A 20,175-nucleotide genomic window follows, 5' to 3' on the forward strand; every position below is an offset into this window, starting at 1 on the left:
ACCCATTTGATAACTATCTTATTATCTAGGTTAAATTCCTCAGCTGTAGCACGACCAGTATGTCCTTGCATATAGTATGCGATGACTTCAAGCTTAAAGTCTAGATCGTAGCGCATAAAAATACCCCATAAGTTGTGTCCAACTTATGGGGGCAGTTCATAAGTGAGGCTTTTTTGTGTCCAGATACCTATAAAAATCTTTAATTTGTGAATGCATGAGACCTGATATAGACGGGAAAGTATTGATAAGCATTACTTTTGTCCCCATTTATCTTATAATATCAACCCTATTTTGTCCCTATCATTGAGGTGAGCGTTATGGCACTACTCCCTATCTTAAGTTACCCAGATCCCCGCTTGCGCACGATTGCCAAGCCAGTCAAGGAAGTGACTGCTGAAATCAAAACCTTAATCTCAGACATGATTGAGACAATGTATGATGCTCAGGGCATTGGCCTTGCTGCAAGCCAAGTCGATCGTCATATTCAGCTCATCGTGATGGATTTGTCTGAAGACAAAAGTGCCCCAAGAGTATTTATCAACCCAAAGGTCACGCCATTGGTAGAAGAAAAACAACCGTACGAAGAAGGCTGTCTTTCGGTCCCAGATGTCTACGACAAAGTCGAGCGCCCTAATAAAGTACGTATCGAAGCATTAGACGAGAACGGCGACGTCATTGATGAGGTGGTAGAAGGCTTGCTTGCCGTCTGTATCCAACACGAAATGGATCATCTCAACGGCGTGATATTCGTCGACTACCTGTCTCGTTTGAAACAGACACGTGCCCGTGATAAAGTTCGTAAAGTCCTCAAGATGCGCGAAAAGCAAGGCGCCCAGTCCGCTGAGCAGCAGTCACAACCGATCAATTCTTAATCTCTTTCTCCTTTACATAATGATGCCTATAGTGGATGTTACTCTCTGATATCCACTAGATGGTGCCAATTTTTTAGCAGATACTGTTCTCACCAAAGGTTTACTACTATGACCATGATCAAAATTGACCAATATTTTGACCCTGCCAGCTGGCAGAAATTTACCAAAGCTGCTGAGGGTCGTGAGACCCCGTTTTTAGTGGTGGATCTAAGTCGTATCGAGACTAAGTATCATGAGATGGTCAGCCTGTTCCCGAATGCCAAACTGCATTATGCGATGAAAGCCAGTCCTGCGGTTGAAGTTATCAATCTGCTGGCAAAGCTTGGTTCTAACTTTGACTGTGCCTCCATCTATGAGCTGGATCGTGTGCTGGATTGCGGTGTTGAGCCATCACGCATTTCTTATGGCAACACCATCAAAAAAGCCGCCCATGTCAAATATGCCTTTGAAAAAGGTATCGATCTGTACGCGACTGATTCAGAAGCAGACCTTAAAAATATTGCTAAACATGCCCCTGGTTCTAAAGTATTTGTGCGCATATTGGTACAAGGATCAGAGACAGCAGAATGGCCATTGTCACGTAAGTTTGGCTGTCACCCTAATATGGCCATTGATTTGCTTATTCAGGCGCGTGAGCTTGGCTTGGTACCTTATGGTATCTCGTTCCATGTGGGTAGCCAGCAAAAAGACGTTGCGGCATGGGATGATGCATTAGCCAAAGTTAAATATATGTTTGACTGGATGAAGAACGAAGAAGGCATCAAGCTACAAATGATCAATCTAGGTGGCGGCTTCCCAACCAACTACATCAGCGAAGTCAATCCTATTAAGGTCTATGCAGAAGAGATTACCAGCTATTTGACTGATGACTACGATGCAGATGAGATGCCTGAGATTATTTTAGAACCAGGTCGTTCACTCGTTGGTGGTTCAGGTGTCTTGGTGAGTGATGTGGTACTGATCTCTCGCAAATCAGACACAGATTTGGCGCGCTGGGTCTATACGGATGTTGGTTTATTCCAAGGCTTAATCGAGACGCTCGGCGAAGCCATCAAATATCCTGTTTATACTCCCAAGATGGAAACGTCTACCAGTGAAGGGACAGTCGTATTGGCAGGGCCAACTTGTGACTCAACCGATATCATGTACGAAGAAGCAGGTTATCAGTTACCAGAGGAGCTTGAGATTGGTGACAAAATCTATTGGCTCACCACGGGTGCTTATACCAACTCGTATTCATCAGTTGAGTTCAATGGATTTCCGCCGCTTGAAGTGGTTTATATTGACTAGGGTTTGAACCTATCATCTATAGAGAAGCGCGGTGCTATTAATAACACCGCGCTTTTTTGTATTTAGCCATTTGCATAATGAGCTATTGAACCAATAAAGCTATCGGTACACTATTAATGCTATTGGTCGTTCGACTGCCGCTGCTGGTTGAGCGTTGTGAAATCTCACCGATCGTCACCCATTGTCCGCGCGGCACAATGATTGTATTGTTCAGACTTTGACTTTGAATGCTATTACTGCTCGTGCCGTACCTATTGTAGGATGAGTTGGATCGCGCCAGTCGCTCTTCAACTTGTGACAACCTCACTTCGACTTGACCATTCGGTAGTAGACGCGGTGTGACAGTAATGCCTTGCGTCGTTGGCAGTAGTACCTGCTGCTGAATGACAATTTGCGCGCTTGGCTGACGGTCAATGGGATAGTGATAATTTGGTTGAATAGTGGCACGATAGTTCTGCGTCAATGAATAGAGCGTGCCGGTACTGATACTAGCGGCACTACCAGAAAGCGTCTGTACTTGATATAAACTGCTGCTTTGCTTCTGGCCGTTACTTTGATTCCAAACACCCGATCCCTGAATATTGCGCTTGGTAATAATAACCTGACCCTGACGAATATTATCCTGAACACTGCTGCTATTGCCAACACGCACAGCGACTGTGAGCGCTTGTGGCTGACGGTCAATCTGCGTGAGTAGCTGCTGTATCATTTGATAATTGTGGGGTGTTGTTATTAGTACTAGCTTACCTTGGTAGATGCTGACGGTGCCGCCATCAGCGCTACTATTGAGTTGTTGCCTTACCACTGGCAGTAGCGACACGCCGCCATAAGTGTCAATCACATAGGTTTGGACGTTACTGGCTTGTACGGTGATTGGTAGGACAGCCAGACTTAGGGCAAACGCGGGCAAGCTTATATTTTTGGTAATATTCACCTTAAGAATGGTACTATAGTCAGTTCAAAATAAAATTGTTATGGCTAGGACAAACATCATAAAACAATTTGGATAAGTCGTTTTCCATCCAGCCTTGGCGTAGAAACTTCACTTGAGCCCATTTCTTTTCGATAGGGTTTAGGTCTGGGCTGTACGGCGGCAACCAAAGAATACGATGCCCGTGCCTGTTTAGTAGCTTTTGAATGCGTTTGCTTTTATGAAATTTGGCGTTATCCATCACAATCACGCATTTTGTTTTAAGACTTGGGATTAGTTTGTGTTTGCACCAGTGATAGAAGACAATGCTGTTGATGTTTGTCTCAAAGTAATCAAGCGCAAACAGCATCTTTTCATACAGAGCACCAATAACGTTGGTTCGCCTTTTACCTTGCCAGTTGTAGCTATCGATACAAGGCTTACCAATCGGTGCATAACCATGAGAGCGAATGGTTTCAGACTCAAAGCCACTTTCATCCATATAAACGATGGGATAGCCTTGCTGCGTAAAGCTATTAAGCTTTCCCTGATACACCGCTCTTTTTATTGGGCAAGCTTTTGGATGCTCTAATGTCTTTTTTTTGACTGATGCCTAGGCGCTTTAGGGCATGATAAATGCCTGTTTTACTACAGTTTAGACGACGGGCTCGCTCATACTGGTAATCATCAGGATGTTCTTTAACATCATTAAGTAGCACGTCATCTGGTATTTTATAGGGTTTGGTTTGCCTGGTTGTTTTGCTATGAACACGCCGCTTCCAGTTTTGTATCGTGGTTGGGCTGAGGTTATAGAATTCAGCTGCCTCGGCAAAGGTCATACCCTCGTCTAAGCTTTTTAGCACTTGTTTGCGAAAATCTAGTGAGTAAGTCATGGTCTTTATAATAACAATTGGGTTTGATAATTAGTTTATAACATTTTTAAGTGGGATTGACTATAGCCAATTCGTGCTTTATACGTATACGACTCACCTGCATCTCCTCACCTTTTTTAAGTCATCGTCAATGCGCTCTAATCATTTAGACCCAGCACATCTTGCATATCATATTGCCCAATGGCTTGCTCAGTCACCCAAGTTGCGGCACGTACAGCACCTGCGGCAAAGGTCATGCGCTCTCGTGCGCGGTGAGTAATCTCAACCACCTCACCATCAGCGATAAACATCACGGTATGGTCGCCTACGATCTCTCCACCGCGTACGGCATGAATACCAATCGTGCCCGACTCACGCTCACCCGTTTGTCCTTCGCGTCCGTAGATAGCGACGTCTTTTAGATTCTGTCCGCGCGCCTCTGCGACGGCTTCTGCCATCATATATGCGGTACCAGATGGGGCATCGATTTTGTGTTTGTGATGCGCTTCGATGATCTCTACGTCAGCATCATTGCCAAATGCTTTGGCTGCCATACCAAGTAGTTTCAATGACAGGTTAACGCCGGTTGAATAGTTACCTGCGTAGACGATAGCGATTTTTCCACTGGCTTTTGCCAATACCTGCTCTTGCGCCTCATTAAATCCTGTGGTGCCAATAACCATCGCGACATTATGCTCGGCACAAACTTGCATGTTTTTTTCAGTCGCATCAGGCAAGCTAAAGTCAATCAGCACATCGATGTCATTAATTACAGCCTCTAGCTCGTCAACGATTTGCACCTCTAAACGTCCAATAGCTGCCACCTCGCCTGCATCCGCGCCGACGAGACTCGATCCTTGGCGCTCAATCGCTGCATTCAGGATGGTCTTAGGATTATTTTGTACCGCTTCGATAAGCATACGACCCATACGACCACCTGCACCGATCACACCAACTTTAATGGTTTGTTCTGTTGTTTGTTGACTCATATCGCTACCTTACATACTTTATATTTGGTGGGTTATTTTTGGATATCATTTATCGTCAGTTTAACAAATATCGTTAACTGAGTGGTTTTTTATCAGCACAAGAAAAAGCCCAAAGGTTTCATGTGAAACCTTTGGGCTTACTCTCAGTATGGCTATCTAGCAACAGTCTGTCTGAGTTAAATAATCAGTCAAACAAATCGCCAATCTTTTTAAAGAATGATTTTTTATGTGGCGACTGCTGATGCTTACTGTCATCATCTAACGTATCTTGGAACTGACGCAATAGATCTTTTTGCTCACGAGTCAGATTGACAGGGGTTTCGATGACCACACGGCAGATCAAGTCGCCTTTCATCGTGGTGCGTACTGGCGTCACGCCTTTGCCGCGTACACGTAGCAGTTTGCCACTCTGCGTCCCTTCTGCCACTTTGATTTTTACTTTACCATCCAAGGTTGGGATTTCAACTTCTTTACCAAGTGCGGCATCCGTGATACTGACTGGTACATCCATATAGAGGTCCGCGCCTTGACGAGTAAAGACGTTGTGCGGTTTGACACGTACTTCGACATACAAGTCGCCGTTCTGTACGCCTGCGGCGCCAGCTTCGCCTTCACCTGCCAGACGGACGCGATCACCATCATCGACGCCCGCTGGGATAGATACTTCTAGCGTGCGTGATTTGTCTTTGACGCCATTGCCATGACAGTCAGGGCAAGGGTTTTTGATTTGCTTACCAGAGCCGCCACACTGCGGACAAGTCTGCTGCACGGCAAAGAAACCTTGCTGCATGCGCACTTGACCCTGACCATGACACATCTGACAGGTCACGACATCAGAGGCATCTTTGGCACCTTTACCATCACAAGTGTCACATGGCGCTGGCGCGGTGAAGCTGATTTCTTTTTTGCAGCCGCGTACTGCTTCTTCGAGGGTGAGCTCGATCACATAGCGCAAGTCAGAGCCGCGACGCGTGCGTCCACCACCACCGCCACGTGATTGACCAAAGATATCGCCAAAGTTACCAAAAATATCGCCAAAGATGTCTTGGAAGTTACCGCCGCCTGCACCGCCACCCATGCCATTTTCAAAGGCAGCATGACCCATGCGGTCATACGCTGAGCGCTTTTCTTCATCGCTCAGTACTTCATAAGCCATTGAGGCTTCTTTGAATTTGTCTTCAGAATCAGGGTCATCAGAGTTGCGATCTGGATGATATTTCATGGCAAGCTTGCGGTAAGCTCGCTTAATCTCCTTGCTGTCAGCGGTCTTGCTGACACCTAATACTTCATAAAAATCGCGTTTACTCATGGTTTCTCCTATCGTCTTCGTAGCACCACCAGCTCGTCAGTTCATTAGCTTTGATCAGCTTTTACCATTGACGGCCTTCATCTCATACACAATCACACAGCAACGTTTCATGTGAAACATGGCAAACCACAATGTCACAGGATGATAATATGTGCATGTAACGAAAAATACGGTGGGGGCTACTTAGCCAAATCAATTATAAAAAGTTTGCGCTATTTATGGAGATGGTCTGCTGATTTATCAAGCGCTTAAGTCATGAAATTCGTAGTTAAGGCAGTTAGGTTGCGATATACACGATTTATTAAGATTACTACAAAGCTTTTCATACCTGAATAATGACGAGTCGTGCTAGTATTTATCGCCATATCTACGGTCATTTATACCCATGACGTTTGCGACAAGGTTCCCCATCTTATGAAAAAGCTGATTGTTTTATTGATTGTCATTGCCGTAGCCGTCTATGCAGGCTCCCCTTATTACAGTGCGTATCAGCTCAAAAATGCTTATGAGGTCAAAGACGGTGCCGCTATCGCAGCGACCATTGATTACGAGCAAGTGCGTCCAAGCATTCAACATCAGCTGACTGATCAATTTGCCACGACCATGACAAAGTATCCATTAATCGCTGAGCTCGGCGGAGACGCATTAACCCAAGCAGCCAACGGCTTTATCACAAAGGCCGTCGATGGTGCCATCACCCCGCAAAATATCGAAAAAGTCATTAACACTCAGGGTCAAGCCAATACAGCAACCAAAGAGCTGGCGGCGGCATGGGCCATCGCAAGCGATCAGGTCGATCTCAGAAACCTCATTCAAAGCTTGATCATCCAGCGCGGCGACGTCGATGCGGTGGTCAAGAGCCAAATCCAGCAAGTCATGAAAAAACAAGCCGCGGAGCTTGAGCAACAAGCCGCACAAGGCAACGATAGTGACAAGCCAACATTGAGCTACTGCGGTATCAATTGCTTTGCTATCAGCGGTCAAGTCAAAGGCTATCCGCTCACGATAGAGATGCAGCGCCAAGGCTTGATTCAGTGGAAGATCGTCGATATTGTTTTGCCATAGACGAATTGAGACCGCTTTTGATATTCAACATTTTGATAAGTCAAACGATAAAAACCGCTTTATGAATCAGCTCATAAAGCGGTTTTTTGTGGCGTGATTTAAAATCTTTATTCACTAAAATGTGAACGACACCAATGTGATTATTCGATACCCAAAAATTCTAAAAACTCAGGACTCTCAAAACTTGCTTGATACAGCACGCCATCCTCACGGTAGATAGCAGGCGTTGCTATCACTGCCAGTCCAGCGGCTTTTTCGCGATTGGGCGTCACGTGGTCGGCGTTGCAGCTTGCTGGTGTAGGTGTCATCTCTCCTTGTAGCATCGCCTTATCGAATGCATGACGACGACTGCTCTCGCTATCTTGGCACCAAATACCACGCATTTGCTCAGGGGACTGCTCGTATATCGGATAGCCAATGATTTTTACCGTGACGCCTTTTGCATTGAGCATGGATATTTGCTGATGAAATCGACGGCAATACGGGCAGTTGACGTCATCAGCCACATAGATCACCGCCCTCTCAGGACTGGTCGCTGGATAAGTAATCAGCTGGCTGTCATTCAATGTCGCAAACACCGATTGATTTTTGCGACGCTCAAAACTCTCATCGAGTCCGATAAACTGACCGTTTTCGATCACTGATATCTCACCGTCAGTGATGTACTGCGCATCGTCCGATAACAAGAAAGGCACTCCTTCTAGCGTTGCGCCCCAAATCACGCCCGGTACCGCGGTATAAAAAAACGGCGTTTTTGCACTCATGTTTTTGAGCGCACGCGTATTTTTGAGCAGCACCGATTTGACTGCTGCACTGACAGGCTTGCCTACCTGCGCACTCGTGCTGCGTACTGGTGTTTTGGTCACTACCCGCTTGCTTGGATTCTTTTTTAACTCACCTTGGATGACATAACGACCGTCTTTTGTGATGTGCAGCGGCGGCTGACCCGCCAAGTTTACCTGATACATATTGGGTAATTTGGACGGCGCAATGGAGGTAATCTGCGTTTTGATACCGGCTTGGGTCAGCACTTGGCGCAACCGCTTATCAACAGTTGCACTTACCGCTTTGCTCGTCTGCATGCTTTGATTGTTTTGGGTCAATTGGGTGCGTGTCGCATCCGCCGAACTTGGTTGGGCACAAGCAGTAGTGGCTAATAAGATGACGCTGATTAAGCTCGCAGATTTAAATACAGATAATGTCACAGAAACAATCCCAGTTGGTTTTTAATAAATGCAGCGCTTCACAAAGCCAGCTCTTATTAATCGCAATTATATTATGTAAAAGAATATATTAAAATATTAGACAGACTTTAGCACAAAGAAGGTTTTTGCAAAGCCATAAAAGCGTAGTTTTGCAAAATGGCTACCCAGCTTTAAGAGATAGGCAACACAAGCAGAGCGCAGAAATAGTGATAGAGAATCACAAACATAAATAGCTGACAACAAAAAGCAGCACACGGTGTCGTGGCTGCTGATGAATTTAAAATAATAACTTAAACAGTAGTATGGATGCGCATACTAAAGAGGTCAGAGACTAGAACTTGGCGACTTCTTCTGGCGTTAAGAAACGACTGTCGCCTTTCTCTAAGCCGTCTAGATTGATATGACCGATACTGGCGCGGTGCAGCTCCGTCACTCTATTGCCAAAGTAACCCATCATGCGTTTGACTTGATGGTATTTGCCCTGCTCTAGTGTCAGACGGGCGTGTGTCTCATCGATGAACTCGAGCGTAGCAGGTTTGGTCGGCTCATAGTCGCCTTCTAATAAGATGCCTTCAGCGACTTTTTTCACCGCTTTTTCTTGGGCATCGCTATCCATCGGCGATGCTAGGGTCAGCTCATAGACTTTTGCATGTTCATGCTTAGGACTGGTGACACGGTGTAGCCAGCCGCCATCATCACTCATGAGTAGCGCGCCGGTGGTGTCGACATCGAGACGGCCAGCGATACGCAAGCTGCCCAGCTCTGGTACGGCAATCAGCTCAGTGACAATTGGGTGTTCTTTGGCTTTTAGCGTACACTCAAAGCCTTCAGGCTTGTACAGCAAGATATAGCGATTGCCTGTCGCAACTGACAGCGGCTCGCCTGCCCACATCACCTCATCGTTGATGACATCGACATGGAGGCCTGGGTCTTTGACCACCTCATCATTGACGGTGACCTCAGAGGCGTGGAGGATTTTTTTGGACTCTTTGCGTGACAGCTCGGTGGCTTTACTGATAAATTTATCTAAACGCATACTATTTACTACCATCGGTTTTATGATACCAGCCCTAAATCAGAAACTAACGACACCAGCACACTCAGCCATGAGCGTCTCGTTATCTTCGATGGTTAGAAATGGTACTATAATGAAAAATAAAATGAATACTGCGGCCAATATGGACGACAGTGACAGTTAGCTAAGTTTACCATATCCAACCTAAGCCTGATGAAATATGAGCTATCAAACCCTAAAACGCGCCGTCACCGCGCGCCTAGAAATTAAGAAATCTGAGTTTATTGCTTACGCGTATCCGGTGATCTCGCGTGAAGAGGCCATGTTTCACGTGGAACAACTGCGCGAACAATATCCAGATGCACGGCATTTTTGTTGGGGCTACATCATTGGTGACCCTGACAATACGACCAGCGCAGGTTTCGATGATGACGGCGAGCCAAGCGGCACCGCAGGCAGACCAATATTAAATGTCTTGCAGCACAAGTCCATCGGCAATGTGATCATTATCGTGGTGCGGTATTTCGGTGGTATCAAGCTGGGCGCTGGTGGTCTGACGCGCGCTTATGCAGGCGCGGCCCAAGCCGCGGTCGATGAGATGACATTGAACCCGTATGTACCCATGACACAGATTCAGATACTCGCAGAGTTTGCGACCGAGGCACAATGCCGCTATATGATAGAGAGCTTGGGCGGTCATATTGATGATGTCGCCTATAGCAAACAAGTCACGCTGACCGCAACACTGGCACAGGCAGATATCGAGAGTCTAAAAGAGCGGCTGGCGATGGATGGTCGTGTATTGGATCAGCCAGAAGTCTAAAAAACCTGATTAACCTTTCTCATTAGCCGCTTAAACATAGTAGAACCTCAATAAAATTGATACAGCATAGAAAACGCACTCGATTAAATGCTACTTTTCTTGCTTGCTGTGACTGCGTCTCTAGAGGCTGCGAAAAATAGCGTTTAATCTTGCTATACCATTTTTATAACGGTTTTACTATAGTTGTATTCAGTCGCCATTTATTAGCTTGTCAGCCATTTCAGTAATCATGCGTTCACTGAAAATTATTGGATTTCGTCAGTGCTGGCGTTATGATAAAAAACCTCACCACGCTACTTTTTTGCTTTTCCACGATCATTAAATAAGACCAAAATATGTCAACCTCAACCAAACCCTTTTCTCCAGCGCCTTTTAAGCCGCCCTTTTGGCTGACCAATCCACACTTGCAAAGCATCTTGCCCAAGTTCTTTGCGCCAAAAGCACCAACTTATCGCCGCGAAGTCGAAAAAGACTCTTTGGACGAAAGCGATATTGCTTACGATTTTTATGATGCGCATCCTATAGAACATTCAGAAAATGGTGAACTTGAACAAACGCCATTAATCGTTTTGTTCCACGGTATGGAAGGCAGTAGCGATAGCCATTATGCCCGCGCTCTGGCTTATCAGATGTACGCGCAAGGCTGGCACTTTGTGGTCGCCCATTTCCGCAGTTGTGGTGGTATTCCAGCTAGTGGACGGGTGTTTTATAATGCAGGTGATACGGGCGAAGTGCACTACATGCTGCAAAACCTAAGCGAAAAATACGCCAATATCTATGCAGTCGGTGTCTCTTTAGGTGGCAATGCACTGGCAAAATATATGGGCGAATACGAAGACAAGGTTCTTTGTAAAGGTGCCGTAGTTATCTCCGCCCCTGTTGATATGTCATCAGCGGCGCTTAGTATGCATAGCTTTTTAAGTCATCGTATTTATACGCCTTATTTGCTCAACCCAATTATCAAAAAAGCCTTAGCCAATGACATTACTCAAGAGGAGATCGACTCGATCAAAGCGGTCAATCGCATCAGTGACTTTGATGATATCTTTACCGCGCCGCGTCATGGCTACCGCTCTAACAACCACTACTATCAAGCCTCGTCCGCCCTTCCCTATTTGATCAAAGTGACCAAGCCTTTATTACTCATCAGTGCAAAGGACGATCCGTTTATTGGCTTTACCGCGACACCAAACGATGTCTCTGATAGCGTCACTATCTTAGATACTGAGCACGGTGGACATATCGGCTATTTGCGTTATCGCTCAGATAAAGGTCGAGCAAAAAATAATACTAATGGCAAATCTTCAAAATTTGATATTAACTGGATACCCGAAACGGTGAGTGCGTACTTCAATTGGATTGGGGTCGAGTCACGTAAAAAATAGGCCTAAGTAGCCCTGACAATAGCTCCTAATTTAACGATTTTTAATACTGTCCTTTAAACCTTCGAGACGACTTTATGTACCCATTTATCCGTTATGCCAGCACCATCGCTCATGCCGCCTTAAAAGCAAAAAAGGGCGATACCTTGACCCTAAAAGAAACCAGCGAGATCCAGTTTCGCTGTCGCCTGACGGATATCGATAACTTCTTGGAGATGAATAACGGTCGCGTATTCACGCTGTATGATTTGGGGCGTATGGACTTTGCGGTGCGTAGCGGACTTGGCACGCAGCTGCTAAAACAGCGTTGGGGTCTGGTCATCGCTGGCAGTACCATCCAATATCGCAAGCGTATTCGTGCGTTTGAAAAGGTCACGCTAAAAACCAAAATCGTCGGTATCGATGCGCGTTGGCTCTATATTGAACAATCCATGTGGGTCAAGGGCAAACCTTGCTCATCTGCGCTACTGCGTACGGGCGTGACCAAAGGCGGTCGGGTGATTGACACGGCACAAGTACTGGCAGTATTGGGACAATCTGATTGGGATATGCCGCCAACCGGCTATGTCGCCGAATGGATAGAGAGCGATCGTGATCGTCCATGGCCACCGCAGTACTAGGATTGAGTAAGGATACTTATGAAATTTCGATATGCACGGCACACCAATAATTTGGGCACCCTTATTGATTTTTATCAGAATATTATTGGACTGGAAAAGCTGGGCGGCTTCAAAGATCATAATGGTTACGATGGTGTTTTTTTAGGATTTCCCGATCAGGATTAGCATATGGAGTTTACCTATTCCGCTGATAAAGCAAACCATCATCCTGACAAGGACAATTTGATCGTATTTTACTTAGTTAGATAGTGAAGAGGAAATCCAAGCCATTATAGAGAGAACGAAACAGGCAGAGATACTAGCAGTTACCTCACAAAATCTTTATTGGAATGAAAACGGTATTGAGCTGACTGATCCAGACGGGTTCGGCATCATACTAACGATAAATTTGTTGAAATAGAGAACTAGATTCAGTCTGTTTAGGGCGTATCATTGGAATTTGCTGATTAGCGGTGATGATGTGGTTGGGCTGCTGAGTTATAAAAATGGGTCAGTTTTCTTAGCTATCTTTTCTCATTTCATGTGTTTCTAGTAGATATATAGCTAAGGTAGATGATGCTCCAACTGCTAACTTAGCGTGCCTAGGTTGTAGACCTTTGAAATCACTATCTTTGCCATGACCACTACCATATTCGTTTCTAACCTCTGCAATGCCTTGGACAACAGCAGACAAGCTACCTAGAATCTGTCGTATCGAACTCGCTGCTTTTGCTTCATTAGATATATTGTCAGGCGTAATTTTGAGCAGCTTAGTGGTTTCTTTCATTAATTTAGATAAGTCCCAGTTTTTATTGTATTCTTCTTGCCTACTTTTAAAGATTGATTTACAAGCAGTTTCAATCAACTCTTTCGCTACTCCTATCGCTTGATAAGGTGAAGTTTCAATTGATGATTCCATTAAGTTAATCTGCTGAGAAACGTACTCAGCGTTAAAAATAACTTTGATTTCATTACTTTTTCTTTCGATCGATGTTTTTCCTGTAAACTTCATTTTTCCACTAAAAACTGGTCTACCAGATATTTTGGTTGTTTCAACAATCTCGAACTCATCATGATACAAATTATCGTTGAGTACCTTTGTTATTCTTTCAACTTCCTTTTGATCAGTTCTTACCATTGGATGTATCATCAGACAGAGAAAGTTCAAAAGAGAGGCGTCATCGCAATTTAGCAAGTTAAATCTTGCATCACTGAATACCCAATCATCCTCCCAGTCATAATTATTAATTCTGTGTTGCCATATATCACCTGCGGCATTTTCGTATCTAGAATCTGTAGAAGGCATGCTCTCTAAATCATAAATTCTAGATAAAAACTCTGTTTCATTTAGCTTTCCTGCCCACCAAATCTCTTCTATTTTTAAGATATCAAATATATTGCGTCGAGTAATTTGAGATATTTTATTCATTATTTATTTCAACTTTCTTTGGCTAGACATTTAGTAATATCAAGTATATGCATTAATAAGCTTTAACTACAGTTTTATAGTCAACTATTTTAACTACGAATTTATAGCCAAAACCCACCACCCTATTCAGCAACTAAATAAACACTATCCAACACGCGCACCGCCTACCTCTGTTACAGTAAGTCATGCAAATATCCTAATAAAAAGGAGCCATTCATGAGCTTACTCAATACACTTAACCTCACCTATCCGATTATCCAAGCGCCAATGGCAGGCGGTGCCACCACCCCTAAGCTGATTGCGAGTGTCAGTAACTTTGGTGGACTGGGTTCATTAGGCGCTGGCATGACCGCGCCAGACGTTTTGAATAGCCAAATCGATACGATTAAGACCCTGACCGACCGTCCTTTTATGGTCAATCTGATGGTGCTATCTGAGCAGGAGTCGAGCAGCTTTGACACCGCCATGCCGAATTGGCTGAGTAATTATTACCAAGAGCAGAATATAGAATTTACGCTACCCACGCGTCCAGCACAGAGCTTTGCTGAGCAGTTGCAAGTCCTCTATGACAACCCTGTGCCTGTCGCCAGTTTTACTTTTGGTATTATCCGTGCCGAGCAAGTTCAGCGTCTGCAACGTGTCGGTACGCGCGTCATCGGTACGGCAAACCATCCACTGGAAGCGAAAGCATGGAGTGATATTGGGGCAGACGCAGTTTGTGTACAAGGCGTAGAAGCTGGCGGTCATCGCGGTGGCTGGTTGCCACAAAGTGAAACTGATCCTCTAGGATTATTGACGCTGATTAGCCAAACGCACGCTTGCACAGATATTCCGTTGATTGCCGCAGGTGGCATTATGACGGGACAGGATATCAAGGCAGTACAAGCGGCAGGCGCTGAGCTTGTGCAAATGGGAACGGCGTTTTTGACCACAGATCAATGCGGTATTAATGATACGTATAAACAAGCGCTTATTGATGCCAGTCAAGGGTTACGCAGTACTGAGACGCGCTTAACCAGATTGTTCTCAGGCAAGCTTGCACGTGGATTATTAAACAACTATTTGCGTGATTTTGCTCAGTTTGAGTGTGCAGATGCGCTACCGCCTTATCCACAATTAAACGCCATGACCAAGTTTATGCGAGCGGATGCGGCCAAGCGTTTGGACGCCGAGCATCTGTCGTTATGGGCAGGGCAAGGCGTCACGTTAGTCAAAAACGAAAGTACAGACGCCTTACTGACACGATTAATAAAAGGTTTGTGAATTACTGACCCTTCAGCGTTGCACGAAACCCTTTATAATCCTCCGCCGTTTGCTCTACCGCCTCTATCATCGGCACGTGACCGATATCTTCCATCATAATGACTTGCGCTTGCGGGATGATGTCTTTGATCACATTGACCGTTTCAGGTTTGATGACTTGATCTTTATCACCCCAAACCACGAGCGTTGGAATATGATAGTTCGCGATGATTTGAGCGCGCTCCTCGACATTATCAGTGACGATTTGCTCAAGGATTTTGGCGTCCAACTCCTTGTTATTGATACGCTCTTGCGCGAATACCGCTTTGACTGACTTGGGCAAATAAGGCGGCTTATACATGACAAAATCGTACATCTTATAGAAGTCCTCTTTGCTATTGATCAGCAATGGGTTGTTCTCAAGGGTTGCGCCCTCAAGCGATTTTGGCACGCCTGCTGACCAAAACCCTGCGCTATCGACAAGCCACAGACTCTTGACGTCTTTTGGGTACTTTGCAGCATACGCGACACTGATCGCGCCGCCCATCGAGTTACCGCCGATGTGAATATTGCCTGCCAATCCTTTAGCTTGCAACAGCTCATGTAAGCGCATGGCCTGTGCCTGTGAGCGATAGTCTGCGCTCATAGGTTTGCTCGACTCACCAAAACCCAGCAGATCAGGAATGATCAGATGATAGTTCTCTAACTCGTCAGCGATACGGGTGAAGTTGTCCTTATTACCGCCAAAACCGTGAATGAGAAGTAGTGGCTCGGCGGTGAGATTGTTATTTTCGGCATAAACTAACTTGTCGCCAGAAGTTAGCGTGAATGATTTGACATCCAGATCAGACTTATTGCGCTCATATTGGATAATTTTTTGGGTAGTGTTAATGGCAAGCGTATTGGGCGCTGTGGTACAGCCTACGATAGAGAGACTAAATAGTGCGGCAAGGCCTAAGCGTTTAAATAGCATAAAGACATCCTTGTTTAGAATTAAGGCGGAAACAAAATCTGACTTTGATTTTAGCGCTAAACTTGTGCCTAGATTTTTTAATTTATAACCTTCTAGTCAAACCTTATCTTCTATGTTCATATACAAGACTATCGTTAGCTCTTGTTTACCTTTCTAGCCCAGATAGCTTAAGCATTGTTATTTATAATAGGAGCGCTTTATAGCAGTAGTGGTTATAACTACAACCCTAAGCTCACTATCTATTCTCAATTATAGTCAATCAATATTAAAAGTGGTACAAGGCAGACGAGTGCAAGTACTACAGTAGTAGGCTAAACGAGTCTAACGCTGTAACACTTTAATAGTGGTTCGACTATAAACCCAACTGACACTTATCAAAGCCCAATCAAAGTGGCATAAAAGGATGCACCTTGAGCGACACGAGTACGCCCTCCAGTAAATCGCGTGACCTTACCAAAGGGGCTATCGCCAAAACCATGCTCCTATTTGCCTTGCCAACGACACCATGGAGACGGTTACCGCTGCGCCGTATCATCAAAGTGTACAAAAAGGTTCATGGTAGTAGTTAGATCTGTCCTGAGTTAATAAGGATAAGCGCTAGCAGCACAGTTTATTTACTCTTTGCATTATTCAAGTAAAATCCTTATCCACTAAAAACCTTACCGCAGCGGCGGCATGAATCACTGTAGTATCAAATACAGGGATCAGACTGTCGTCTTGCGTGATCAACAGGCCAACCTCAGTACAGCCTAGTATCACCCCCTCTGCTCCTTGCTCAGCAAGCTTAGTTATGACATCGATATAATATTCGCGTGAGCTGTCTTTGAACTTACCGACGCACAGCTCTTTTTTGATGATACGATGTACCTCTGCCCGCTCGTCCTCGGCAGGTATCAATACTTTTAATCCTGCATCAATCAGACGCTGCTTATAAAAACCCTGCGTCATCGTAAACTGCGTATCCAATAGCGCTATTTTCCTATTTATCGTTTAGTCTTACTTATCATAGATTATCGTAGCAAAAGTTGCTCTCTAGAAGAGCGCATTATCTAGAGATATTGTTTTTCTCAAGATAAAAAGATGGTTATGAATCTATAGCAAACCTGACGATTGATAATAACGATTTTACCAGTCCGTCATCACGGAGTATCATGAGCACTGCTATCACTTGTAGGACAATCGAAACTATGGCCAACTTTCCCACCATCAGAATACGCACCCGCCGCAAATACTATCGCCTGATCTTTACCGGTCTTATGGCGATGATGATGTCACTCATCATTTCAACCGTATTATTGCTTATAAAGGTGGGCTATATTGACGGTTTTTTTACCGAGCTGATGCACTCGTGGGGATTGGCCTTTATCGTGGCGTGGCCCAGCGCGTATTTTTGTGCTTATATGGTGCAGGAGCACATCCTTAGTCGCATTGAGTTTTATTAAGTCCCTATTTTATTAAGCCTCTATATAGTCAATCTCTTTCCATATAGCGCCGTGTCATTGACGTCTCAAGCACTATGTCTGTACATGATCAGTATGGCGACTGCTCATCTTTATCAAATGCAGCAATCAATATCTATGCTGTCAAGACAATGCCTGAGCATTTAATCCACCTGAAACAAAACCATACATAATGTTATCATCTATTTACTAGACGACCAGTCTATTGTTATCTATAGTATGACTCATACTGATTATATTTAAACCAGATCACACAGTACGATAGCTACACCATAACCATAATGTGATGGTCTGGGTCCCACACACATAACAACAAATAATTGATTAAGGATGATTTATGCGCGTTGCTACTTATGATCACTTTGGCAAACCTTCCGACGTACTGAGCGTGGGCGAGCGTCCTATGCCGCAGCCTGCTGCCAACGAAGTCCGTATCAAAACCATCTTTTCCCCCATTCATAACCACGACATGCTAACGGTCAGCGGGCAATACGGCTACAAGCCAGAAATGCCAGCGGTTGGCGGTAGTGAAGCGTTAGGAATTATTGATGCGGTCGGTGATGAGGTCACAGACTTAAGCATCGGTCAGCGCGTGGCCTGTGCCAGTGTGCACGAAACGTGGGCAGAGTATTTTGTCGCCCCTGCCAATATGGTATTTGTCATCCCTAATAGCATCGAAGACGAACTGGCCGCGCAGCTGATTGCTATGCCATTATCCGCCTTGATGCTGCTTGAATTCCTAGAAGTAGATAGTGGACAATGGATCATCCATAATGCGGCTAATGGTGCTGTTGGTAAAACACTAGCCATGCTGGCAGCGGCACGCGGTGTGAACACCATTAATCTCGTGCGTAGCAAAGACTCGTTAGAAGAGCTGACCGCGCTAGATATCAAAAACAATGTCGTCACCGCTGATGATGACTGGCAAGACCAAGTCCGCGCTATCATCGGTAAGGACAAGATCACCGCTGCTGTGGACTCCGTCGGTGGCGAATCAAGCAATGAGCTGCTATCGTTACTCGGTAGCAACGGCACGTTGGTCTCGTTTGGTATTATGTCAGGTAAACCAATGCAACTAGACGCTGGCAGCCTGATCTTTAAGCAAGCTATCGTCAAAGGCTTCTGGGGCAGCAAAACCAGCCAAGAAATGGATCTGGACAACAAACAGCGTCTGATTGATGAACTACTAGAGCGCGCGACCAACGGCAATCTAAAATTACCAATTGAAGCGGTTTATGGGCTTGATGAGATTACCAAAGCCGCCTCAGGTGATGTGCAATCTGGCAAAAAAGGTAAGGTACTATTAAAACCTTAGTATAGTCAATCCTAAATAAAACAGATACATTATATATCGAGGTGGAACTGGTCTAAATTTTCCTTGCGTGCTGTGCCTACGCAGACAGAGGCTGCGAAAAATTTATCCCAGTCCCACTGTATCGTTTTTATACTGAATTCACTATATCTTTAAAGTACTGTCAAAACTATAATTTACACACTAACCTTTCAATGACTATTATCATCAGAGGTAGCATAAAATAAGAAGAAGCCCGTTTGTATTTATCCTGAAGTACAGTGGGATTTTTTTGCTTTAGTGACTTTGTAGTCATGAGATAATGAAGCATGCGATAGTTAAGCCATGACTCATGAACATAAACAATAAAACGTAATAGGGATATCACTATGTCAAACGAGAAAACATTTAAAGCCTTAGTCGTTGAAGAAACTAACGACGGCGAATTCAAAAAAAGCATTCAAGAGCGCAAAGTCAGTGACTTACCAGAGAATGACTTGCTCATCGAAGTGAATTATTCATCATTGAACTACAAAGATGCCATGTCAGCCACGGGCAATAAAAGAATCACCAGAAACTATCCGCATACCCCTGGTATTGACGCGGCTGGTGTCGTCGTCAGTGACAAATCAGGCACGTTTAGCGCAGGGCAAGAAGTATTGGTATTCGGCTATGATCTCGGCATGGACACCGCAGGCGGGCTTGGCCAGATAATCTCGATACCCGCTGATTGGGCGATAGAATGTCCAAAATCATTAACATTAAAAGAAGCAATGATTTATGGTACTGGCGGCCTAACCGCAGCCTTAAGCGTGCAAAAGCTTGAGAAAATGGGCGCAAAACCTGAAGACGGACCAGTCGCCGTCACGGGCGCAACGGGCGGCGTCGGTAGTATCAGTATCGCTATATTAAGTCAATTGGGCTACGAGGTTATCGCCTTCTCAGGTAAGCCTGAACAAAGCGATTATCTAAAAGATCTTGGCGCAAGCGAAGTCCGTCATCGCGATACGATCAATGAAATCGGTAGCAAACCTATCGGCCGTGAGCTGTGGGCCAATGCCATTGATACGCTCGGTGGCGATTATCTAGCTAATTTGCTCAAGCAAACCAAAGCGGGCGGCGCAGTGACCAGTTGCGGCCTAGCGGGCGGTGCGGAGTTTTCGATGACGGTCATGCCATTTATCACCAGAGCAGTGTCATTATTGGGTATCGACTCGGTACTTATCCCACTTGAGGACAAAAAAGCGATTTGGCAGCGCGTTTCAACCGATATGAAATTGCCTGACCTTGAGGGTTATGCTGAAGAAATTACCCTTGAGCAAACGCCTGAATACTTAGATCGCTTTATTTCGAGTAAGGTGGTTGGGCGTTATGTGGTGAATGTTCGGGGTTAGGGTTTTGATAACTCGTCTATTTTTATACACAAACACCCACTCAAGCAGTGGGTGT

The 20,175-nt window shown here is 45.0% G+C and carries 22 protein-coding genes; 12 read left to right on the plus strand and 10 right to left on the minus strand.

Features of this window, described 5'->3' with window-relative positions:
* Positions 1-317: 317 nt before the first annotated feature.
* Positions 318-872 (plus strand): peptide deformylase, encoded by a 555-nt coding sequence (def, locus tag HL061_RS08295; RefSeq protein ID WP_252962713.1) that lies wholly within the window; start codon positions 318-320, stop codon positions 870-872.
* Positions 873-986: 114 nt separating this feature from the next.
* Positions 987-2,162 (plus strand): type III PLP-dependent enzyme, encoded by a 1,176-nt coding sequence (locus HL061_RS08300; protein WP_186475458.1) that lies wholly within the window; start codon positions 987-989, stop codon positions 2,160-2,162.
* A gap of 82 nt (positions 2,163-2,244) precedes the next feature.
* Here HL061_RS08300 and HL061_RS08305 read toward each other — a convergent pair whose 3' ends face one another.
* The 5 genes from HL061_RS08305 to dnaJ form a co-directional block, all read right to left on the minus strand.
* Positions 2,245-3,096 carry a type II and III secretion system protein gene (locus HL061_RS08305; protein WP_252962714.1) on the minus strand — a complete coding sequence of 284 codons (852 nt, stop codon included), beginning with the start codon at positions 3,094-3,096 and terminating at the stop codon, positions 2,245-2,247.
* 19 nt (positions 3,097-3,115) lie between these two features.
* Positions 3,116-3,628 (minus strand): IS630 family transposase, encoded by a 513-nt coding sequence (locus HL061_RS08310; RefSeq protein ID WP_227517133.1) that lies wholly within the window; start codon positions 3,626-3,628, stop codon positions 3,116-3,118.
* A complete protein-coding gene (locus HL061_RS08315) occupies positions 3,609-3,965 on the minus strand; it encodes an IS630 transposase-related protein (RefSeq protein WP_071002712.1) in 357 nt (118 codons plus the stop codon). Before HL061_RS08315 ends, HL061_RS08310 begins: the two co-directional genes overlap by 20 nt.
* 137 nt (positions 3,966-4,102) lie before the next feature.
* The gene (gene dapB, locus HL061_RS08320; protein WP_252962715.1) at positions 4,103-4,933 is read right to left on the minus strand and encodes a 4-hydroxy-tetrahydrodipicolinate reductase; all 831 of its coding nucleotides are present in this window, start codon (positions 4,931-4,933) and stop codon (positions 4,103-4,105) included.
* Between the two features lie 184 nt (positions 4,934-5,117).
* The gene (gene dnaJ / locus HL061_RS08325) at positions 5,118-6,242 is read right to left on the minus strand and encodes a molecular chaperone DnaJ (protein ID WP_071002636.1); all 1,125 of its coding nucleotides are present in this window, start codon (positions 6,240-6,242) and stop codon (positions 5,118-5,120) included.
* Positions 6,243-6,656: 414 nt separating this feature from the next.
* Between dnaJ and HL061_RS08330 the strand changes: the two genes are divergently transcribed.
* Positions 6,657-7,307, plus strand: a complete 651-nt coding sequence (locus HL061_RS08330) for a DUF2939 domain-containing protein (RefSeq protein WP_071002637.1) — start codon at positions 6,657-6,659, stop codon at positions 7,305-7,307.
* Between the two features lie 140 nt (positions 7,308-7,447).
* On the opposite strand, the gene HL061_RS08335 is transcribed toward HL061_RS08330, so the two are convergent.
* Positions 7,448-8,512, minus strand: a complete 1,065-nt coding sequence (locus HL061_RS08335; RefSeq protein WP_252962716.1) for a disulfide isomerase DsbC N-terminal domain-containing protein — start codon at positions 8,510-8,512, stop codon at positions 7,448-7,450.
* A 331-nt stretch (positions 8,513-8,843) separates the two neighbouring features.
* Positions 8,844-9,548 carry a pseudouridine synthase gene (locus HL061_RS08340; RefSeq protein ID WP_252962717.1) on the minus strand — a complete coding sequence of 235 codons (705 nt, stop codon included), beginning with the start codon at positions 9,546-9,548 and terminating at the stop codon, positions 8,844-8,846.
* 199 nt (positions 9,549-9,747) lie between these two features.
* Between HL061_RS08340 and HL061_RS08345 the strand changes: the two genes are divergently transcribed.
* From HL061_RS08345 to HL061_RS08360, 4 genes are all read left to right on the plus strand, one after another.
* The gene (locus HL061_RS08345) at positions 9,748-10,350 is read left to right on the plus strand and encodes a YigZ family protein (RefSeq protein WP_071002640.1); all 603 of its coding nucleotides are present in this window, start codon (positions 9,748-9,750) and stop codon (positions 10,348-10,350) included.
* Between the two features lie 335 nt (positions 10,351-10,685).
* A complete protein-coding gene (locus HL061_RS08350; RefSeq protein WP_071002641.1) occupies positions 10,686-11,735 on the plus strand; it encodes an alpha/beta fold hydrolase in 1,050 nt (349 codons plus the stop codon).
* 74 nt (positions 11,736-11,809) lie between these two features.
* Positions 11,810-12,352 (plus strand): acyl-CoA thioesterase, encoded by a 543-nt coding sequence (locus tag HL061_RS08355; RefSeq protein ID WP_071002642.1) that lies wholly within the window; start codon positions 11,810-11,812, stop codon positions 12,350-12,352.
* Between the two features lie 18 nt (positions 12,353-12,370).
* The gene (locus HL061_RS08360; RefSeq protein WP_156770985.1) at positions 12,371-12,517 is read left to right on the plus strand and encodes a hypothetical protein; all 147 of its coding nucleotides are present in this window, start codon (positions 12,371-12,373) and stop codon (positions 12,515-12,517) included.
* Positions 12,518-12,851: 334 nt separating this feature from the next.
* On the opposite strand, the gene HL061_RS08365 is transcribed toward HL061_RS08360, so the two are convergent.
* Positions 12,852-13,760, minus strand: a complete 909-nt coding sequence (locus HL061_RS08365; RefSeq protein ID WP_071002643.1) for an abortive infection family protein — start codon at positions 13,758-13,760, stop codon at positions 12,852-12,854.
* A gap of 216 nt (positions 13,761-13,976) precedes the next feature.
* Here HL061_RS08365 and HL061_RS08370 point away from each other — a divergent pair, with 216 nt between their 5' ends.
* Positions 13,977-15,023: a nitronate monooxygenase gene (locus HL061_RS08370; protein ID WP_071002644.1), complete on the plus strand. Its 1,047-nt coding sequence runs from the start codon at positions 13,977-13,979 to the stop codon at positions 15,021-15,023.
* A 1-nt stretch (position 15,024) separates the two neighbouring features.
* Here the strand turns inward: HL061_RS08370 and HL061_RS08375 are convergent, their stop codons facing one another.
* A complete protein-coding gene (locus HL061_RS08375; RefSeq protein WP_071002645.1) occupies positions 15,025-15,975 on the minus strand; it encodes an alpha/beta hydrolase in 951 nt (316 codons plus the stop codon).
* A gap of 410 nt (positions 15,976-16,385) precedes the next feature.
* Between HL061_RS08375 and HL061_RS08380 the strand changes: the two genes are divergently transcribed.
* Positions 16,386-16,544: a hypothetical protein gene (locus tag HL061_RS08380; protein WP_156770986.1), complete on the plus strand. Its 159-nt coding sequence runs from the start codon at positions 16,386-16,388 to the stop codon at positions 16,542-16,544.
* A 61-nt stretch (positions 16,545-16,605) separates the two neighbouring features.
* Here HL061_RS08380 and HL061_RS08385 read toward each other — a convergent pair whose 3' ends face one another.
* The gene (locus HL061_RS08385) at positions 16,606-16,962 is read right to left on the minus strand and encodes an amino acid racemase (protein WP_227517207.1); all 357 of its coding nucleotides are present in this window, start codon (positions 16,960-16,962) and stop codon (positions 16,606-16,608) included.
* 200 nt (positions 16,963-17,162) lie between these two features.
* Here HL061_RS08385 and HL061_RS08390 point away from each other — a divergent pair, with 200 nt between their 5' ends.
* The 3 genes from HL061_RS08390 to HL061_RS08400 all read left to right on the plus strand — a co-directional run bounded on the left by HL061_RS08390 (position 17,163) and on the right by HL061_RS08400 (position 20,120).
* Positions 17,163-17,417: a DUF2798 domain-containing protein gene (locus HL061_RS08390; protein ID WP_071002646.1), complete on the plus strand. Its 255-nt coding sequence runs from the start codon at positions 17,163-17,165 to the stop codon at positions 17,415-17,417.
* Positions 17,418-17,772: 355 nt separating this feature from the next.
* Positions 17,773-18,750 (plus strand): zinc-binding dehydrogenase, encoded by a 978-nt coding sequence (locus tag HL061_RS08395; RefSeq protein ID WP_071002647.1) that lies wholly within the window; start codon positions 17,773-17,775, stop codon positions 18,748-18,750.
* Positions 18,751-19,115: 365 nt separating this feature from the next.
* On the plus strand, positions 19,116-20,120 hold the full coding sequence (locus HL061_RS08400) for a YhdH/YhfP family quinone oxidoreductase (protein WP_071002648.1): 1,005 nt from the start codon (positions 19,116-19,118) through the stop codon (positions 20,118-20,120).
* Positions 20,121-20,175: the final 55 nt, after the last annotated feature.

This window comes from Psychrobacter sp. PSP, from assembly GCF_024085615.1.
Lineage (GTDB): Bacteria > Pseudomonadota > Gammaproteobacteria > Pseudomonadales > Moraxellaceae > Psychrobacter > Psychrobacter pacificensis.

What these genes read in the sequence shown, in the direction of transcription:
- def (WP_252962713.1), top strand. Translation starts at nt 318, where the DNA reads ATGGCACTACTCCCTATCTTAAGTTACCCAGATCCCCGCTTGCGCACG.
- HL061_RS08300 (WP_186475458.1), top strand. Translation starts at nt 987, where the DNA reads ATGATCAAAATTGACCAATATTTTGACCCTGCCAGCTGGCAGAAATTT.
- HL061_RS08315 (WP_071002712.1), bottom strand. Translation starts at nt 3,965, where the DNA reads ATGACTTACTCACTAGATTTTCGCAAACAAGTGCTAAAAAGCTTAGAC.
- dapB (WP_252962715.1), bottom strand. Translation starts at nt 4,933, where the DNA reads ATGAGTCAACAAACAACAGAACAAACCATTAAAGTTGGTGTGATCGGT.
- dnaJ (WP_071002636.1), bottom strand. Translation starts at nt 6,242, where the DNA reads ATGAGTAAACGCGATTTTTATGAAGTATTAGGTGTCAGCAAGACCGCT.
- HL061_RS08330 (WP_071002637.1), top strand. Translation starts at nt 6,657, where the DNA reads ATGAAAAAGCTGATTGTTTTATTGATTGTCATTGCCGTAGCCGTCTAT.
- HL061_RS08340 (WP_252962717.1), bottom strand. Translation starts at nt 9,548, where the DNA reads ATGCGTTTAGATAAATTTATCAGTAAAGCCACCGAGCTGTCACGCAAA.
- HL061_RS08345 (WP_071002640.1), top strand. Translation starts at nt 9,748, where the DNA reads ATGAGCTATCAAACCCTAAAACGCGCCGTCACCGCGCGCCTAGAAATT.
- HL061_RS08350 (WP_071002641.1), top strand. Translation starts at nt 10,686, where the DNA reads ATGTCAACCTCAACCAAACCCTTTTCTCCAGCGCCTTTTAAGCCGCCC.
- HL061_RS08355 (WP_071002642.1), top strand. Translation starts at nt 11,810, where the DNA reads ATGTACCCATTTATCCGTTATGCCAGCACCATCGCTCATGCCGCCTTA.
- HL061_RS08360 (WP_156770985.1), top strand. Translation starts at nt 12,371, where the DNA reads ATGAAATTTCGATATGCACGGCACACCAATAATTTGGGCACCCTTATT.
- HL061_RS08365 (WP_071002643.1), bottom strand. Translation starts at nt 13,760, where the DNA reads ATGAATAAAATATCTCAAATTACTCGACGCAATATATTTGATATCTTA.
- HL061_RS08370 (WP_071002644.1), top strand. Translation starts at nt 13,977, where the DNA reads ATGAGCTTACTCAATACACTTAACCTCACCTATCCGATTATCCAAGCG.
- HL061_RS08375 (WP_071002645.1), bottom strand. Translation starts at nt 15,975, where the DNA reads ATGCTATTTAAACGCTTAGGCCTTGCCGCACTATTTAGTCTCTCTATC.
- HL061_RS08390 (WP_071002646.1), top strand. Translation starts at nt 17,163, where the DNA reads ATGGCCAACTTTCCCACCATCAGAATACGCACCCGCCGCAAATACTAT.
- HL061_RS08395 (WP_071002647.1), top strand. Translation starts at nt 17,773, where the DNA reads ATGCGCGTTGCTACTTATGATCACTTTGGCAAACCTTCCGACGTACTG.
- HL061_RS08400 (WP_071002648.1), top strand. Translation starts at nt 19,116, where the DNA reads ATGTCAAACGAGAAAACATTTAAAGCCTTAGTCGTTGAAGAAACTAAC.